The sequence below is a fragment of the Bifidobacterium tissieri genome, from assembly GCF_002259645.1.
In the GTDB taxonomy this organism is placed as follows: Bacteria; Actinomycetota; Actinomycetes; order Actinomycetales; family Bifidobacteriaceae; genus Galliscardovia; species Galliscardovia tissieri.
Genome location: NZ_MWWV01000007.1, coordinates 25,580 through 39,926, shown reverse-complemented (window position 1 = coordinate 39,926; position 14,347 = coordinate 25,580). Strand labels below are relative to the sequence as shown.

Sequence of the window (14,347 nt, the reverse complement as noted above, 5' to 3'; positions counted from 1 at the left end):
TAAACCGAATCGGGGGTGAATGTCGTTCCGTCAGGAATGGGTCGTTCCGTCAGGAATGGGTCGTTCCGTCAGGAATGGGTCGTTCCGTCAGGAATGGGTCGTTCCGTCAGGAATGGGTCGTTCCGTCAGGAATGAATAGCTCTATCAGGGAGGGATAGCTCCCAGGAATGGGGGGCGTTCCGTCAGGGAGGGTACTGCTGCTAGGTGTTTGGGCATTCCTTAGTGTGATCACACTAAGAGGGTGCGTGTCATACGGAATGGATTGGTATGGATATGGCGAGGGTCCGTGTGCGCTTGGCGACACGGACCCTGTTCGTTCATTACGCCGGCAACGGCGGAAATCCGGACGCTACTTTTCCTCGGAGTGGCGGGCACCGGACTTGACCGGCAGGCGGACGCCGCACAGGTCTTCGCCCTGACCGGCGAGCACGGCACCGGGCGTGAAGTCCAGCGGGTTCGACGATGCGGATGCGAACACGGATGCGGCGGAAACGCCCACCGCTCCCGCGGAGCTGGATGCAGCCGTCGCGGGAACACCGGACGTTACACCGGCGATGGTGCCGCGGAATGCCTCGATCGCGTCTTCCTCTTCCTCGGCGAATGCCTTGCGCTGATAGTACAGGTCCTCGTCGAGCTGCTTCTCGCTGGCGGCCACGACCACGGCCGTGTTGGCGGCACCGGCGACGTTGAGCGCGGTACGGCCCATGTCGACGATCTGGGAGATCGGCTGGGAGATCGCGATGAACGGGATCGGCAGTCCGGCGGCCGCGAACAGGGACGTCGCGGTGATCGTGGCGGTTCCGGGCACGCCGACCGTGCCGATCGACACCAGCAGCGCCAGCACCACGAGGAATCCGTACTGTGCCGGCGAGTACGCCAGTCCCTGCGCGTTCACGGCGAACACGGCGAGCAGTACGGGCCACACGCCCGCGCATCCGGGCATACCGAGGTTGGCACCAAGTCCGGCCACGAACGACGCGATGTCGCCGGGCACGCCCGCGCCACGCAGCTGGCGCACGGTCACCGGAATCGTGCCGATGCTGCTTTCGGAGGTGAACGCCACCACGCCCGTGGTCCAGAACGACTTGAAGAAGTACACCGGGTTGAGTCGGGTGGCGGCGGCCAGCACGAGCGGCTGCACCACGAACATCTGCAGGGCCATGGCGATGTACGCCACGACCAGCACCACGAGCAGCGGCAGCAGGGCCGCCACGTCACTGCCGCTCACCGCCGCGGCGATGAGGGACAGCACGGCGTACGGCGTGAAGCCCACCACGATCTGCGTGGCGCGGGACATCACCACGTTGCCGGCGTCGATGAACGCCTTGAACGGCGCGATGGCTGCGCGGGCCCTGTCGGTGGAACCGGCCGCGTTGTAGGCCACGGCCACGAGGATGGCGAAGACGACCACGGGCACCACCTGGTTTTCAGACCAGTTCGCGGCCAGATTCGTGGGGAACAGATTCACGATGGTGTCGATCACGGCCGGCACCTCGCGCTGCTGGTAGTCGGTGGGCAGCGTGTACTGGAAGCCCTTGCCCACGCCGAACGCGAGCGCCAGGGCCAGTGTGATCGCCGCCGCGGTGAGGGTGTTGAGCAGCAGCAGGACTATGGTTTTGATGCCGATGTTGCGCAGTCGCACGGATTCGCCGAGGTTGGTGATGCTGGCGATGATGCTGAACAGCAGGAGCGGCACCACGATGGCGGAGATCACGTTGGACCATACGGTGCCGAACGCGGCCACGTAGTCGGTGTGTCCTTTGAAGATCACGCCCATGCCGATGCCCAGCACGGTGGCGAGCAGCACTCGTGTGGTGAATCCGGCCTTCTTCTTCACGCTCAGCGCCGCGATTCCCGCGAACAGGATGACGGTGACGCCGAGCGCCACCCAGTTGAGTGTCACGTCTGACATTGTTCTCCCCATGTCATGTGTTGTATGTCATGTGTTGTTGCCGATGTCGGCTCTGTTAGCCATAAGCATTCATGAGAGTTATACAGAAGTTTGCTTATAGGTCATGTCCGAGTGACGATTATTCACGATTTGCGAATCTGACACGCCGATATGTACGAACGTACACAATCGTCGTTCCGTCGCGATAGGATTAGAACGTTCAAATATGACGTAGTCCACATCCGGCACCGACACCCCTTTACCGGCCATCGCCGACCGGTGGACAATCGGAACTACCGGACTTCTTGTACGGAAAGGACAGCAATGACCGCAAACAATCTCCACAACGACTGGTGGAAGCAGGCGGTGGTCTATCAGGTCTACCCCCGCAGCTTCAAGGACATGAACGGTGACGGCCTTGGCGACCTCAAGGGCGTGACCGACCGCATCGACTATCTCAGGGAACTCGGCGTGGACGCGATCTGGCTGAGCCCGTTCTACCCCTCCGAACTGCACGACGGCGGCTACGACGTGATCGACTACCGCAACGTGGACCCCCGCCTCGGCAGTATGGACGACTTCGACGAGATGGTGGCCCGCGCCCACGAGGCCGGCATCAAGATCGTGGTCGACATCGTCCCCAACCACAGCGCCGACAAGCACGTCTGGTTCCAGGCCGCCCTGAACGCCGCCCCCGGCAGCCCCGAACGCGACCGCTACATCTTCCGCGACGGACGCGGTGAGCACGGCGAACTGCCCCCGAACGACTGGCAGTCGATCTTCGGCGGTCCGGCTTGGGAGCGCGTGGCCGACGGCCAGTGGTATCTCCACCTGTTCGCCAAGCAGCAGCCCGACTTCAACTGGAAGAATCCCGAAGTCCACGAGGAGTTCCTCAAGACCCTGCGCTTCTGGTCCGACCACGGCACCGACGGATTCCGCGTGGACGTGGCACACGGCCTCGCCAAGGATCTGGAATCCAAGCCGCTCGTGGAACTCGGCAAATGGTCCACGCTCGACCAGTTCAACCCGAACGGCGACAACCCGCTCTTCGACCGCGCCGAAGTCCATGACATCTACCGCGAATGGCGCACCGTGTTCAACGAATACGATCCGCCGCGCTTCGCCGTGGCCGAAGCCTGGATCTCCCCCGAACATCAGGCCCTGTACGCCAGCCCGGACGAACTCGGCCAGATCTTCAACTTCGAATTCGCCAAGGCCGACTGGCGTCAGTCCGATCTGCGCGCCGCCATCGAAGACGGCATGGCCGCAGCCGAACGCTCCGGCTCCACCACCACGTGGGTGATGAACAACCATGACGTGCCGCGTTCGGCCAGCCGATACGCGCTGCCGCAGGTGAAGACGAAGCACTACCATCAGATGGCCGAGGCGTGGCTGCTGCGCAACGGCGAGTTCGTGGAGGAGGATCGCGCCGCCGGTACCCGTCGCGCCCGCGCGGCCGCGCTCATGGAACTCGGCCTGCCGGGGTCCGCCTACATCTATCAGGGCGAGGAGCTCGGACTGTTCGAAGTGGCCGACATCCCATGGGATCGCCTGGAGGACCCCTACGCCTTCAATTCCGAGCACCAGTTCACGGTGAAGGGCCGCGACGGCTGCCGCGTGCCGCTGCCATGGACCGCCGCCGACGAGCCGAAGCCGGCCGAATGGGACGAGAAGTTCGGCGACGGCACGACCGGAACGTTCGGGTTCGCACCGGCGCCGGGCGCACGCCCCGACGGCCTCCCCACAGCCGAACCGCATCTGCCGCAGCCCCTGTGGTTCAAGGACTTCGCCGCCGATACGGAGGATTCCGATCCAGTATCCATGCTCAACCTGTATCGAGCCGCGCTCGCCCTGCGTCAGCGTCTGCTCACCCCGACCGGCGACACGTCGATCGCATGGCTGGACGATTTCGACACCGCCGAAGGCGGCACCGCGATCGCCTACAGCCGTCCGACCGCCGACAACCGCACGTTCGCCAGCGTGACGAACTTCGCCGACGAACCGCTGACCCTGCCCGCCGAGGCCGAGGTGCTGCTCGCCTCCGCCTCGCTCGACGACAACGGCCGCCTCCCCCAGGACGCCACCGTCTGGCTCGCGTTCTAACGCAGTCCAGACAATAGGCAACAACAGGCAGCATGCCGTTCTGGGTGTAACCCTCAACCTGCCCGGTTACACCCAGAACCCTAGAACCCTATGCCCGTACACCCGGATCGATAAGCGGAAGCACGCCCTGCTCGATGAATTCCTCAGCGACGGCACGCCCCACATGACCGGCGACCGTGCCGACATTGCGCTCCGTGAACATATGCGTGCCGTCCGGCGACGCGACCAATCCTTCAAAGGCCACGCACCGCTCATCCGTCTCCGGCGGCACCATCGCCATCGCATACGCTCCGATCGGGAACGTGCAGCTGCCACCCAGCGTGGTCATGAACTCCCGTTCCGTCAGGACCTCGTCACGCGTCACCGGATCATCGATCGCGGCCAGCAGATCCAGCGTCTCCCTGTCGTCGGCGCGGCATTCCACCACCATCGCGCCCTGACCGGCGGCCGGCAGCAGCACGCCTCTCAGCGACAGCCGATACAGTCCATCCAGTTCGGGATGACATACTCCGAGATATTCCGTTTCGGAGACCTCCACGCCAGCACCACCTTCCGCGCATGAAGGATACAGCCGGTTCAATCCTGCCTCGGCCAGAATCACACCGTCAAGATGCTCGGTTTCGATCTTGCGTAGACGACTGTCGATGTTGCCACGAATCGGCACGATCACCAGATCGGGTCGGCGATGCAGCAGCTGCGCCTGCCGTCGCAGGCTGTTCGTGCCGATGCGCGCGCCGGTCGGCAGATCGTCGAAACGCTCATACGGCCGCGGGGAGATCAGGCAGTCGAACGGGGAATCGCGCTTGGGAAAGCATCCCAGCACCAGTCCGTCGGGCAGCACCGGCTGCACATCCTTGAGGCTGTGTGCGGCGAAATCGATCGTGCCGTCGAGCAATTCGCGTTCGATCTCCTTGACGAACACCCCCTTGCCGCCGATGGTCTGCAGACTGGAGTTGAGATCCCGATCCCCCTGGGTGACGATCGGCTTCGGCGTGATGACGATATCCGGGAACCGTTCGCACAGCGCGTCACAGATCAGCTCGGTCTGGCGTAATGCCAAGCGGCTTCGTCTCGTGCCGATGCGGAATTCACGTCCCATCCCGTCCCCCGTTCCAGCTTCGCCGCGCCATCCGTTCACGCCGGCAAGTTCGCATTCCAAATTCCGGCAGACCACTATAGCAGTCGCGCCAAGTCGGAATTGCCGCCCGGCTATACGAAGAACTTATGGGAGGAACCTATAGAAGGAATTATGGGAGACGCCACGAAACCAACGGACGAACTCACGCATACGTATCGTCGGTATTGCGCGGAACCAGACTGGCCGGCGCGGTCTCATGCGCATCGTCGCCCAACGATTCCCCTGCGATCAGTCGCAACGCCTTGCGCGCCGCAGCCGCACCCATCGACTGCGGATTCTGCCGAATCGTGGTCAGCCCAAGTACGTCGGCATACGTGCTGTCGTCGAATCCGATGATCGAATAGTCGCGGGGCGTCCGTTTGCCGTATCGTTCGAGTCGCAACATGAGCGGGATGGCGATCATGTCGGCCTGGCAGCAGATCGCGTCGGGGAATGGATCGAGTTCCAGCAGACGGGCCAGAATCATGGACATCGTCTGCGGTGACGAGATGGCGGCGAGCGCCGATACATCGCGTGGGACACCGATCACCTGCCAGTCGAGTTCGACGCCTTCCGACCGCGCCGATTCACAGGCCCTTCGGAATCCCTGTTCACGTTGGTCGATGCTGGCGTGGAGCGTGCGTACCGCCTCCGCGCCCACGTAGGCGAGATGACGATGGCCGAGTTTGATGAGATGCTGGGCGGCCATGAACATGCCCTGTTCGTCGTCGATGGACACCGATGCGTCGAATCCGTCGACGTCCGGGGAGTTGATGCCGATGATCGGCACCTGTGCGCGCCCGAGCTGTTCGACCTCGTGCGGGTCGACGGCGAACGATGCGACGAAGATGGCATCCACGTTGCGTCGGATCGGCAGTGTGCTGAAGAAGTGCTGACGGTTGCGCGCGGTGTCGATGTTCTGGAAGAGCGCGATGTCGTATCCGGCCGGGTGCAGCACGGATTCGAGTCCGGCGAGCACCGACGCGTTGAACCAGCTGGTGATGTCGTCGTTCATGAGCATCGCCACGCGGTTGGTGCGCCCGGATTTGAGGGTGGCCGCGGATCGGGAGATGTTGAAGTCGAGTTCGTCGGCCACGCGCATCACTTTGGCGCGCGTGCGTTCGCTCACCATTTCCGGTCTGGTGAACGCACGTGACACCGTTGAGATGGAAACCCCCGCCTTGGCCGCCACATCCTGAATGGTCGCCTGCATCGTTCCTCGCTTCCTCGACGCCGAGTCGCTTGAACCTTCCGTCATTGTAGGCGATCAGTGCCGGCAGCGCCTGGCCGATACACCGCAACCCAAGGCTCGGCCTGCGACCGCCCGGGTTCAGTCCTGCGGTCGTCCGGCAAGATCGCGTAGCATCCGGTCCAGAATCCGCCGGAGCACATCGGTGTTGGTACGCGGACAGATCACGGCATTGCCATCCGCCTCGATGGTGTGAGCAGTGCTGGGACCCAGTACATAATACGTTAGTTCATCGATAAAACTTTCTGGAGTGGCGGCGATGATCCGTTGCAAACGTTGGTATGAAGATGGACTGGTCACCAGAACACGATCGATACGCATACGATTTTCGGCTTGTTGATCACGTTCGCGTAGCCCGGAATCGTCATGTCGTGCGGAAGTCAACGATCGCCGGATCGATCGAACCGCATTCCGTTCGCCCATCTCGTCCCATGCGTTGTCGTAGATGCGGATTCGTGGAACGACGGGCGTCGGATTCCCGGCGATCGGAATGCGAGTATGATCGTCGGGCACGTGCAGGTTGCCGCACAGTTCGATGACGCCACCGACGACATCACCGACAGCGTCACCAACGTCAGCATCACCAACGCCGTCACCATCATCAACGTCGTCACCTCCCTCGTGAGGCGGCAATGCGGCGATCAGCCGGTCCAACCCCCGATGGTTCTCCTCATCCGGCACCAGCACACGAACTATCCCGGCGTTCCGCGCCACGGCCTCCATCTTGTGACTCAGTACGATCAGCGTACCCTGCCACGCCGGTGCCAGCGTGGGGAGCAGATCGATCAGCGTGGTCAGCGCGAAATGACTGGTCACCACAAGATATGCGCTGCGCGCGATGCGCCGACGGTCCTGCGACGACAACGGCACCGCGCGAAGATGCCGGAGCGGCAGGTAGATCGGCGGAGTCGCCGGGGCGGCCTGTTCAAGCCGGGCACGCAGATCCTCCGGAACGCTCCGCCGCGGATAGGTGATCAGTACGGTCATGACGGACTCGCCGTCACCACGTACGGGCGTCGATGCGCGCCGCCACGTCCTTGGCGAAGTAGGTGATGATCAGGTCGGCGCCGGCGCGCTTGATGCCGGTCAGCGTCTCCTTGACGATTCGGTTCTCGTCGATCCAGCCGTTGGCCGCCGCGGCCTTGATCATCGCATACTCGCCGGAGACGTTGTATGCCACCAGCGGCAGATCGCTCGCATTGCGCACCTCGCGTACCACGTCAAGGAATGCCATCGCCGGCTTGACCATCAGGAAGTCCGCGCCCTCACGCTCATCGCTTGCCGCCTCACGCAGCGCCTCCAGACGGTTCGCCGGATCCATCTGATATCCACTGCGGTCGCCGAACTGCGGAGCGCCGTCGGCGGCGTCGCGGAACGGGCCGTAGAAACTCGACGCATACTTCACCGCATACGACATGATCGGCGTATTCACGAACCCGGCCGCATCAAGGCCGGCGCGGATCGCGGCCACGTATCCGTCCATCGCGTTCGACGGCGCGATGATGTCCGCGCCGGCCTTCGCCTGACTCACCGCGATCCGGGTGATGTAGTCCAGCGATTCGTCGTTCACCACCTCACCGTCGCGCACGATGCCGCAGTGGCCGGTGGACGTGTACTCGCACATGCAGTCGTCGGCGATCACCACCAGCTCCGGATGGCGGGACTTGATCAGTCGGATGCCACGCTGCACGATGCCGTTGTCGCTCCACGCATCCGAACCGGTATCGTCCTTATGATCCGGAATGCCGAACACGATGACCGATTTGATGCCAAGCGCCACGATCTCATCGATCTCGGCGGCCACGGCGTCCAGGCCGAAGCGCGAAATGCCCGGCATTGATGCGATCGGCTGGCTGCCGCTGATCGTGGCATCGACGAACACCGGCATGATCAGATCGTCCTTCGACACATGCGTCTCGCGTACCAGATCACGCAGCACGGCGCTGGTGCGCAGACGACGATGCCGATCGAACTGCAGTGTGCTGATGGTGTTGTTCTCCGTCATACATCCCCCAATATGTCCAATATCACTATCTGCGTTTTCCGAATCCCCAGCGTAACCGGTTCGGCGGGAATGCGTTGCGCCGGGTGTTGGAACGCCTATACCGGTTTGTTATGACGGCTGATAGAGATCAATGATTGCAAGGATGGTGATGATTCCGGACGTTCCTCGCGGATTGCGCGGACAGGTATGTTGGAACGAGTGATTGACTGCGGCGCATACGGGCGTCGACAAACGGAAGGGACCATATGGGCGGCAACGACGACGTGAAGGATACGACCAATGCACGTATTGCACGGCACGACGGCACCGACGGCACGGGGCTGGTGTCGCTGGTCGGTGCCGGGCCGGGCGACCCGGAACTGCTGACATTGCGCGGCAAACGCCGGATCGAGGAGGCTGACGTGATCGTCTACGATCGACTCGTCAACCCTGAACTGCTCGATTTCGCACGCGACGACGCCGAACGCATCGACGTGGGCAAATCCGCGCATCATCATCCGGTGAAACAACGTGAGATCAACGATATGCTCGCCAGTCTCGCGCGTGACGGCAAGCGCGTGGTGCGGCTTAAATCCGGCGATCCGTTCGTGTTCGGACGCGGCGGCGAGGAGCAGCGGTATCTGCGCGACCGCGGTGTGCGCGTGGAGATCGTGCCCGGCATCACCAGCGCGATCGCGGGGCCGGCGGCCGTGGGCATTCCCGTGACGCACCGCGACTATGCGTCGAGCTTCCATGTGATCGCCGGGCATCGCAAACGCGAGGGGCATGAACTCGACTGGAACAACATCGCGCACATGGAGGGCACGCTCGTGTTCCTCATGGGTATGGAATCGCTTGACCGCATCACCGGCAATCTGATCGCCAACGGCAAGCCGGCCGATACGCCGATCGCCGTGATCCAATGGGCCACGCGTGAACAGCAGCGGGCCGTGCGCTCCGATCTCGCCGGCATCCGTGCGGCGGTGGATGAGGCCGGGCTGGGCGCGCCCGCGTTGATCGTGGTCGGCGGCGTGGCGTCGCTGCTGGACGAGACGCTGGCGGGCGAGCAATGACCGCGGAATTCCACCAACCGTACCCGGTGAATCTCGATATCCGCGGCAGACGGGCCGTGGTCGTGGGCGGCGGAACCGTGGCCACGCGCAAAGTCATGTCGCTGTTGCGCTCCGGCGCGCACGTGACGGTGATCAGCCCGACGATCGATCCGCGTATCGCCGAACAGGTGTCGGCCGGACGCGTGATCTGGGTGGATATGTCATACAAGTCTGGGGATAACTTCACAACCGACGACGATGCCGATCGTGCGTTCATCGTGATCGCCTGCACGGACGATCCGACGGTGAACGCGCAGGTCGCGAACGACGCCAAGACGGCCGGTGTTCCCCTGATCAACAACGCCGCCGATCCCGCGCAATCGACCTTCGCCAACGTGGCCGTGACGGAACACGACGGCCTGATGCTCACGGTCTCCACATACGGCCAGAACCCGTCACGCGCGCGCAGGGTGAAAGCGTTGCTGCACGACTGGCTCCAGCGGCTAGAAGCATAAAGCCCCAGCAACCTTCCACCCCAAATCCCTTTGCCCTCAACGCACCCGGCGGAGCGCCAGCAGATACGGAAAAGGGGTGCCCGGGTTAACGAATCTCTATAGGGAGAAGGGGATGGCCGGCATATGATGATCGACACACTCAGGCCGTTTGGCCTCGCTCCGGCGATTTGATTGCAGAGCATATCAAATCACCTCCGCTGATACAGTCGATCATCATATGCCGCCCATCCCCTAGGCCCATCCCTTAGCTCCAGAACTTAGACGGGTATGAGGCTCAAATCGAGTCACCGCATCACAGCATTCCCCAGGAGCGGGCGTATTCCACGCGGATTTCGAAGTCGCCGTCGTCGAATCCCGCAGCCCGCAGCTCCTGTTCGAGCCGCTCGTAGGATTCACCGTCGCGTTCAGCGCGCACGCCCTTCCATGAGATCGTGACCTGCCAGTCGTCCGCATCACTAATCGACCGCAGTGCGCGCAGCACGCGTTCCACCACGGTCGCGCGTTCGACGCGTTTGCTGAGCGCTTCGGACGCCTCGTCCAGCGACAGTCGGGTGCGACGGAATGGTCCGTCGAGGAAGGGAATGTCGACGATCACATGCCATACGACGGGCAGTCCGCCGTCGGCATTCGCAACGTCGCCGGAGTCGGCGACGGCCGCGTGTTCGTCATCGTTCACCCCCGAGGCGAACGAGTCGCCCACGGGTCGGGTCTTCAGCAGGGCTGCGAAACTCATGAGTCTGCTCCTTCGATATGGGATGGGATGGTTCGGGTCGAGGATCCGTCAGGCCACCGGGATGTTGGCCCAGAAGCCGGGCAGAATCACCGCGGAGAGGATGAATCCGAGGATGATGTTCACGATCGCGCCGATGCTGAATGCGGCGGCAGGCTTCCAGCCAAGCGAGGAGAGCTGGCCGAAGCGCGTGGTCAGACCGATCGACAGGAACGTGAAGGTGAACGCCCACGTGCGCAGTTCCTTGATCGGGGTGATCAGATCGCTGGTGACGCCACCGGATGCCGCGGTACCCGCCACCGCGATCACGATGGTGAGGAAGATCGAGGCGATGAAGAATCCGATCACGAACTTGGGGAAGCGGTGCCAGATCTGCGCCACGTCAAGCTTCTGCTTGGGCAGGGTGGCGGGGTCGCGGCCTTCGGCCTTGGCCTCCTTGATCTGGTCCTGACGATCCCAGTAGGTCACGGCGATGAACGCGAGGATCAGGCACCACACGCCAATGAAGATATCGCGGCCGACCACCTTCATCAGGGTGAAGGCGGCGATGCCCTGCTCGCCGAAGCTGCTGGCCGCGGTCACGCCGGCCGCGTCGGCGAACTCGGAGGTGCCGACCCAGGCGCCGGCCACACCGTCGGGCAGACCGAACGCCTTGCCGAGTGCGGTGAGCAGGAAGATGGAGATGATGGCCCATACGACCACGATGGAGATCACCGCGGAGACGTGCTCCTTACGGCTCTTGACGGCACTGCCCACGGCGATGCCCGCGGAGACGCCGCAGATGGAACCGCCGGCGCCGAGCGTGGCGGCGAAGCGCTTGTCGAGCCCGAACAGGCGGGTCGCGGCGAAGTAGATCACCAGGAAGGTGGATACGGCGATGAACGTGGCCTGCAGGAATGCGACCGGTCCGGCCTTGACGATGGTGGTGAACGGCAGGGTGGCACCGAGCAGCACGATGCCGACCTTGACAAACAGTTCGGTGCGCAACGCGCCGCCGAAGAACCGTTCGAGGTTGATCAGGTTGCCAAGCACCAGTCCAATGACCAGCGCGACGAGCGGCGCCTCAAGATTGTAGGAGCTGGCGAACTTCGACGAGCTGAACACGTTGACGATGAAGCTCAGCACGAACAATGCGAGGAATCCGCCGAGGAACGCCTGCACCTTGAGCCTGAGGAAGTACGCGGCCACGCCGAACACCACGGCGAACAGCGCGAACAGGGCGATGATGTTCGGCAGTCGCTGGATGAGTCCGGCCGCATGCGTGGTGACGCCGTTCTTGGTCACGTCGCCGCCGTTGAACAGGAACGCCCAATCACCCCAGCTGGGGATCTTGGCGGCGAACACGTTGAAGGTGCCGCCGAATGCCCAGATCACGAATCCGAGCACTACGATGCCGAGTCCGATGAACGTGGCCCACCAGTCCTCACTGCCGAGGATCTTGCGTCCTTCGGCGGCCGCCGGGACCGCTTCTTTGACTCCACGCTTGGCGGTTTGCCTCACCGCCACCGGTTGTGATTGCGCCATGATGGTTTCCCCTTCTTCCTTGCACGGACGCTGCCGATCCCCATCGGCATTGTCCGTGATCACATCCGGTACCACGACGCCTGACTACCGCGATACCGAACATCTTGTCTGTTGACTGACGTCAGCTTGTTGATGGTTTGTTAGTTGTGTTGGTTTGTGTTGCATTGATTGATGAATTGGCCGCAACGGAACGGATTCAGGTCCGATGCCACATCTGCGTATTGAATTCCCCCGACGCGTGTCCCCCACCGTCAAATGAATCCCGTCGTTGCGAAACGTTGCGTGGCAACCTTCGTTCCGTTGCGTAGTTCCGATGCTAACGACCCGACCTCGTCCAACGCAAGCTTCGCGTTACAACAAAAATCCGCGCGTCGCCATCGGAATAATCGATAACGTCGCGCGGATCGGAAATCAGCCGTGATCAGGCACAGCCGGGCACAGGCTCACACGATCATGCAAAGAATTCGGTGTAGATCGCGTCCTTGGCACGGTTGAACGCATCGCCGACCCGCTTGCGCGGCGTGCCGAGATCAACGTGCTCCACGCGTTTGATTTCACCGGGATGCGGTTTCATCACCACCACGGTCTGGCCCAGATACACGGCTTCGTCGATGTCATGCGTCACGATCACCATCGTGATGTGCTCGGCCTGCCAGATGCGCAGCAGCTGGTCCTGCAGCTTGATTTTGGTGATGGCGTCGAGCGCGCCGAACGGTTCGTCGAGCAGCAGGATCTTCGGCCGGTTCGCCAGCGCGCGGGCGATGGCCACACGCTGCGCCATGCCGCCGGACAGCTGCTTCGGCAGGGCCTTTTCAAAACCGGTGAGCCCTACAAGATCAATGTATTCCTGAATGTAGTCGTCGTCGTTCTTATGTTCATCGGGCAGCGCGAATCGAATGTTGTCGCGCACGGAGAACCATGGCAGCAGACGATGGTCCTGGAACACGAATCCCTTGTCACGGCCGGGCCCGGCGATGGGTTCGCCGTTCATCAGCGCCGTGCCCTCATAGTCGGTGTCAAGTCCGCCGATGATGCGCAGCAACGTGGATTTTCCACAGCCGGACGGGCCGATGATCGATGTGAATCCGCCGCGATCAAGCGACAGCGTCACGTCGTGCAACGCTTCGACCTCGCCGTCGTCGGACGGGAAGGTCTTGGTGAGATTACGGATGTCGATGATGCTGTCGGTCATGATCGCAGGTCCGCCGCCTTCGTTGATGGTGATGTCGTCAATGTCGTCATCGCTGTTTCGTCATCGTCGTTCACGGACGACCGGTCACTGCCAGTTGACCATACGACGACGCTGCCACTGCACGAAGTCGTCCATGAACTTGCCGATCACGCCGATGATGAGCATGGCGAGGATCACCACGTCCGGGCGGGACATCGAACGGCCGTCGGACAGCATGAATCCCACGCCGGACGTGGCGCCGATCATCTCCGCGGCCACCACGCAGATCCACGCGCCGGACAGGCCCAGACGGATGCCGGTGAGGATCTGCGGCAGCGCGGCGGGCACCACGACCTGCCGGATGAACCGCCACTTGGGGATCTCATACACTTCGCCGAGTTCGAAATAGCGCTTGTCGATGCCCTTGATGCCGTCGACGATGTTGACGAACATGGGGAAGAACGCGCCGATGAAGATGATGTACACCTTCGAGTTTTCGCCGATGCCGAACCAGATGATCGCAAGCGGAATCCATGCGATGCCGGGGATCGGACGGAGGATCTGCATGACCAGATCGATCGCGCGCTCGAACCGGCGCGAGACACCTGCGGCCACACCGAGCACTGCCGCGGCGACCAGGGCCACGAGGAATCCCTCCAGCACGCGGGCGATGCTCACCGCGATGTTCAGCCACAGTTCGCCGTTGGCCGCGTATTCGACCGCGGCACCCACGATCTGCTGCGGCGTTGCCATGGCGACGGACTGACCGCCGCGGACCACGCCATACAGCGACCATGCCGCCACGAGGAAGACGGGCAGCGCCAGATACAGCGCCCATCCGCCAATGCCTCGGGTCGCGGCGGAACGCGTGCCGGAACGTCGTTTCGCAGTTGCCGTGTTCTTCGCGCCCGCCTGCGTGCGTGAATCCGGTCGCACGACGGTGGCCGGCTTCGATTCGATGGCACCCGGACGGAGTGCCGACAATCCCGTAAGTACCTTTTCGACCATGAC

The 14,347-nt window shown here is 62.8% G+C and carries 12 protein-coding genes; 3 read left to right on the top strand and 9 right to left on the bottom strand.

Features of this window, described 5'->3' with window-relative positions; all coding sequences use genetic code 11:
- Positions 1 to 349: 349 nt before the first annotated feature.
- Positions 350 to 1,912 (bottom strand): dicarboxylate/amino acid:cation symporter, encoded by a 1,563-nt coding sequence (locus tag BTIS_RS06540; protein WP_094663847.1) that lies wholly within the window; start codon positions 1,910 to 1,912, stop codon positions 350 to 352.
- Between the two features lie 303 nt (positions 1,913 to 2,215).
- On the opposite strand from BTIS_RS06540, the gene BTIS_RS06535 reads away from it, so the two are divergent.
- Complete coding sequence (locus tag BTIS_RS06535; protein WP_094663845.1) at positions 2,216 to 3,994, top strand: glycoside hydrolase family 13 protein; 1,779 nt, start codon at positions 2,216 to 2,218, stop codon at positions 3,992 to 3,994.
- Between the two features lie 88 nt (positions 3,995 to 4,082).
- On the opposite strand, the gene hemC is transcribed toward BTIS_RS06535, so the two are convergent.
- From hemC to hemB, 4 genes are all read right to left on the bottom strand, one after another.
- Complete coding sequence (hemC, locus tag BTIS_RS06530; RefSeq protein WP_094663843.1) at positions 4,083 to 5,093, bottom strand: hydroxymethylbilane synthase; 1,011 nt, start codon at positions 5,091 to 5,093, stop codon at positions 4,083 to 4,085.
- A gap of 181 nt (positions 5,094 to 5,274) precedes the next feature.
- A complete protein-coding gene (locus tag BTIS_RS06525) occupies positions 5,275 to 6,324 on the bottom strand; it encodes a LacI family DNA-binding transcriptional regulator (protein WP_094663841.1) in 1,050 nt (349 codons plus the stop codon).
- 117 nt (positions 6,325 to 6,441) lie between these two features.
- Positions 6,442 to 7,347 carry a uroporphyrinogen-III synthase gene (locus BTIS_RS06520; RefSeq protein ID WP_094663839.1) on the bottom strand — a complete coding sequence of 302 codons (906 nt, stop codon included), beginning with the start codon at positions 7,345 to 7,347 and terminating at the stop codon, positions 6,442 to 6,444.
- A gap of 13 nt (positions 7,348 to 7,360) precedes the next feature.
- Positions 7,361 to 8,365 carry a porphobilinogen synthase gene (hemB, locus tag BTIS_RS06515; protein ID WP_094663837.1) on the bottom strand — a complete coding sequence of 335 codons (1,005 nt, stop codon included), beginning with the start codon at positions 8,363 to 8,365 and terminating at the stop codon, positions 7,361 to 7,363.
- A 245-nt stretch (positions 8,366 to 8,610) separates the two neighbouring features.
- On the opposite strand from hemB, the gene cobA reads away from it, so the two are divergent.
- Together cobA and BTIS_RS06505 are read left to right on the top strand one after the other, a co-directional pair.
- Positions 8,611 to 9,417: a uroporphyrinogen-III C-methyltransferase gene (gene cobA, locus BTIS_RS06510; RefSeq protein WP_094663835.1), complete on the top strand. Its 807-nt coding sequence runs from the start codon at positions 8,611 to 8,613 to the stop codon at positions 9,415 to 9,417.
- The gene (locus tag BTIS_RS06505; protein WP_094663833.1) at positions 9,414 to 9,911 is read left to right on the top strand and encodes a precorrin-2 dehydrogenase/sirohydrochlorin ferrochelatase family protein; all 498 of its coding nucleotides are present in this window, start codon (positions 9,414 to 9,416) and stop codon (positions 9,909 to 9,911) included. Before cobA ends, BTIS_RS06505 begins: the two co-directional genes overlap by 4 nt.
- A gap of 292 nt (positions 9,912 to 10,203) precedes the next feature.
- On the opposite strand, the gene BTIS_RS06500 is transcribed toward BTIS_RS06505, so the two are convergent.
- The 4 genes from BTIS_RS06500 to BTIS_RS06485 all read right to left on the bottom strand — a co-directional run bounded on the left by BTIS_RS06500 (position 10,204) and on the right by BTIS_RS06485 (position 14,344).
- Positions 10,204 to 10,644 (bottom strand): hypothetical protein, encoded by a 441-nt coding sequence (locus tag BTIS_RS06500; RefSeq protein ID WP_094663831.1) that lies wholly within the window; start codon positions 10,642 to 10,644, stop codon positions 10,204 to 10,206.
- Positions 10,645 to 10,692: 48 nt separating this feature from the next.
- Positions 10,693 to 12,165: a YeiH family protein gene (locus tag BTIS_RS06495; protein WP_094663829.1), complete on the bottom strand. Its 1,473-nt coding sequence runs from the start codon at positions 12,163 to 12,165 to the stop codon at positions 10,693 to 10,695.
- Between the two features lie 451 nt (positions 12,166 to 12,616).
- The gene (locus BTIS_RS06490) at positions 12,617 to 13,357 is read right to left on the bottom strand and encodes an ABC transporter ATP-binding protein (protein ID WP_094663827.1); all 741 of its coding nucleotides are present in this window, start codon (positions 13,355 to 13,357) and stop codon (positions 12,617 to 12,619) included.
- A gap of 84 nt (positions 13,358 to 13,441) precedes the next feature.
- On the bottom strand, positions 13,442 to 14,344 hold the full coding sequence (locus BTIS_RS06485; protein WP_094663825.1) for an ABC transporter permease: 903 nt from the start codon (positions 14,342 to 14,344) through the stop codon (positions 13,442 to 13,444).
- Between the last annotated feature and the right edge of the window lie 3 nt (positions 14,345 to 14,347).

What these genes read in the sequence shown, in the direction of transcription:
- cobA (WP_094663835.1), top strand. Translation starts at nt 8,611, where the DNA reads ATGGGCGGCAACGACGACGTGAAGGATACGACCAATGCACGTATTGCA.
- BTIS_RS06535 (WP_094663845.1), top strand. Translation starts at nt 2,216, where the DNA reads ATGACCGCAAACAATCTCCACAACGACTGGTGGAAGCAGGCGGTGGTC.
- hemB (WP_094663837.1), bottom strand. Translation starts at nt 8,365, where the DNA reads ATGACGGAGAACAACACCATCAGCACACTGCAGTTCGATCGGCATCGT.
- BTIS_RS06540 (WP_094663847.1), bottom strand. Translation starts at nt 1,912, where the DNA reads ATGTCAGACGTGACACTCAACTGGGTGGCGCTCGGCGTCACCGTCATC.
- BTIS_RS06490 (WP_094663827.1), bottom strand. Translation starts at nt 13,357, where the DNA reads ATGACCGACAGCATCATCGACATCCGTAATCTCACCAAGACCTTCCCG.
- BTIS_RS06485 (WP_094663825.1), bottom strand. Translation starts at nt 14,344, where the DNA reads ATGGTCGAAAAGGTACTTACGGGATTGTCGGCACTCCGTCCGGGTGCC.
- BTIS_RS06520 (WP_094663839.1), bottom strand. Translation starts at nt 7,347, where the DNA reads ATGACCGTACTGATCACCTATCCGCGGCGGAGCGTTCCGGAGGATCTG.
- hemC (WP_094663843.1), bottom strand. Translation starts at nt 5,093, where the DNA reads ATGGGACGTGAATTCCGCATCGGCACGAGACGAAGCCGCTTGGCATTA.
- BTIS_RS06525 (WP_094663841.1), bottom strand. Translation starts at nt 6,324, where the DNA reads ATGCAGGCGACCATTCAGGATGTGGCGGCCAAGGCGGGGGTTTCCATC.
- BTIS_RS06500 (WP_094663831.1), bottom strand. Translation starts at nt 10,644, where the DNA reads ATGAGTTTCGCAGCCCTGCTGAAGACCCGACCCGTGGGCGACTCGTTC.
- BTIS_RS06495 (WP_094663829.1), bottom strand. Translation starts at nt 12,165, where the DNA reads ATGGCGCAATCACAACCGGTGGCGGTGAGGCAAACCGCCAAGCGTGGA.
- BTIS_RS06505 (WP_094663833.1), top strand. Translation starts at nt 9,414, where the DNA reads ATGACCGCGGAATTCCACCAACCGTACCCGGTGAATCTCGATATCCGC.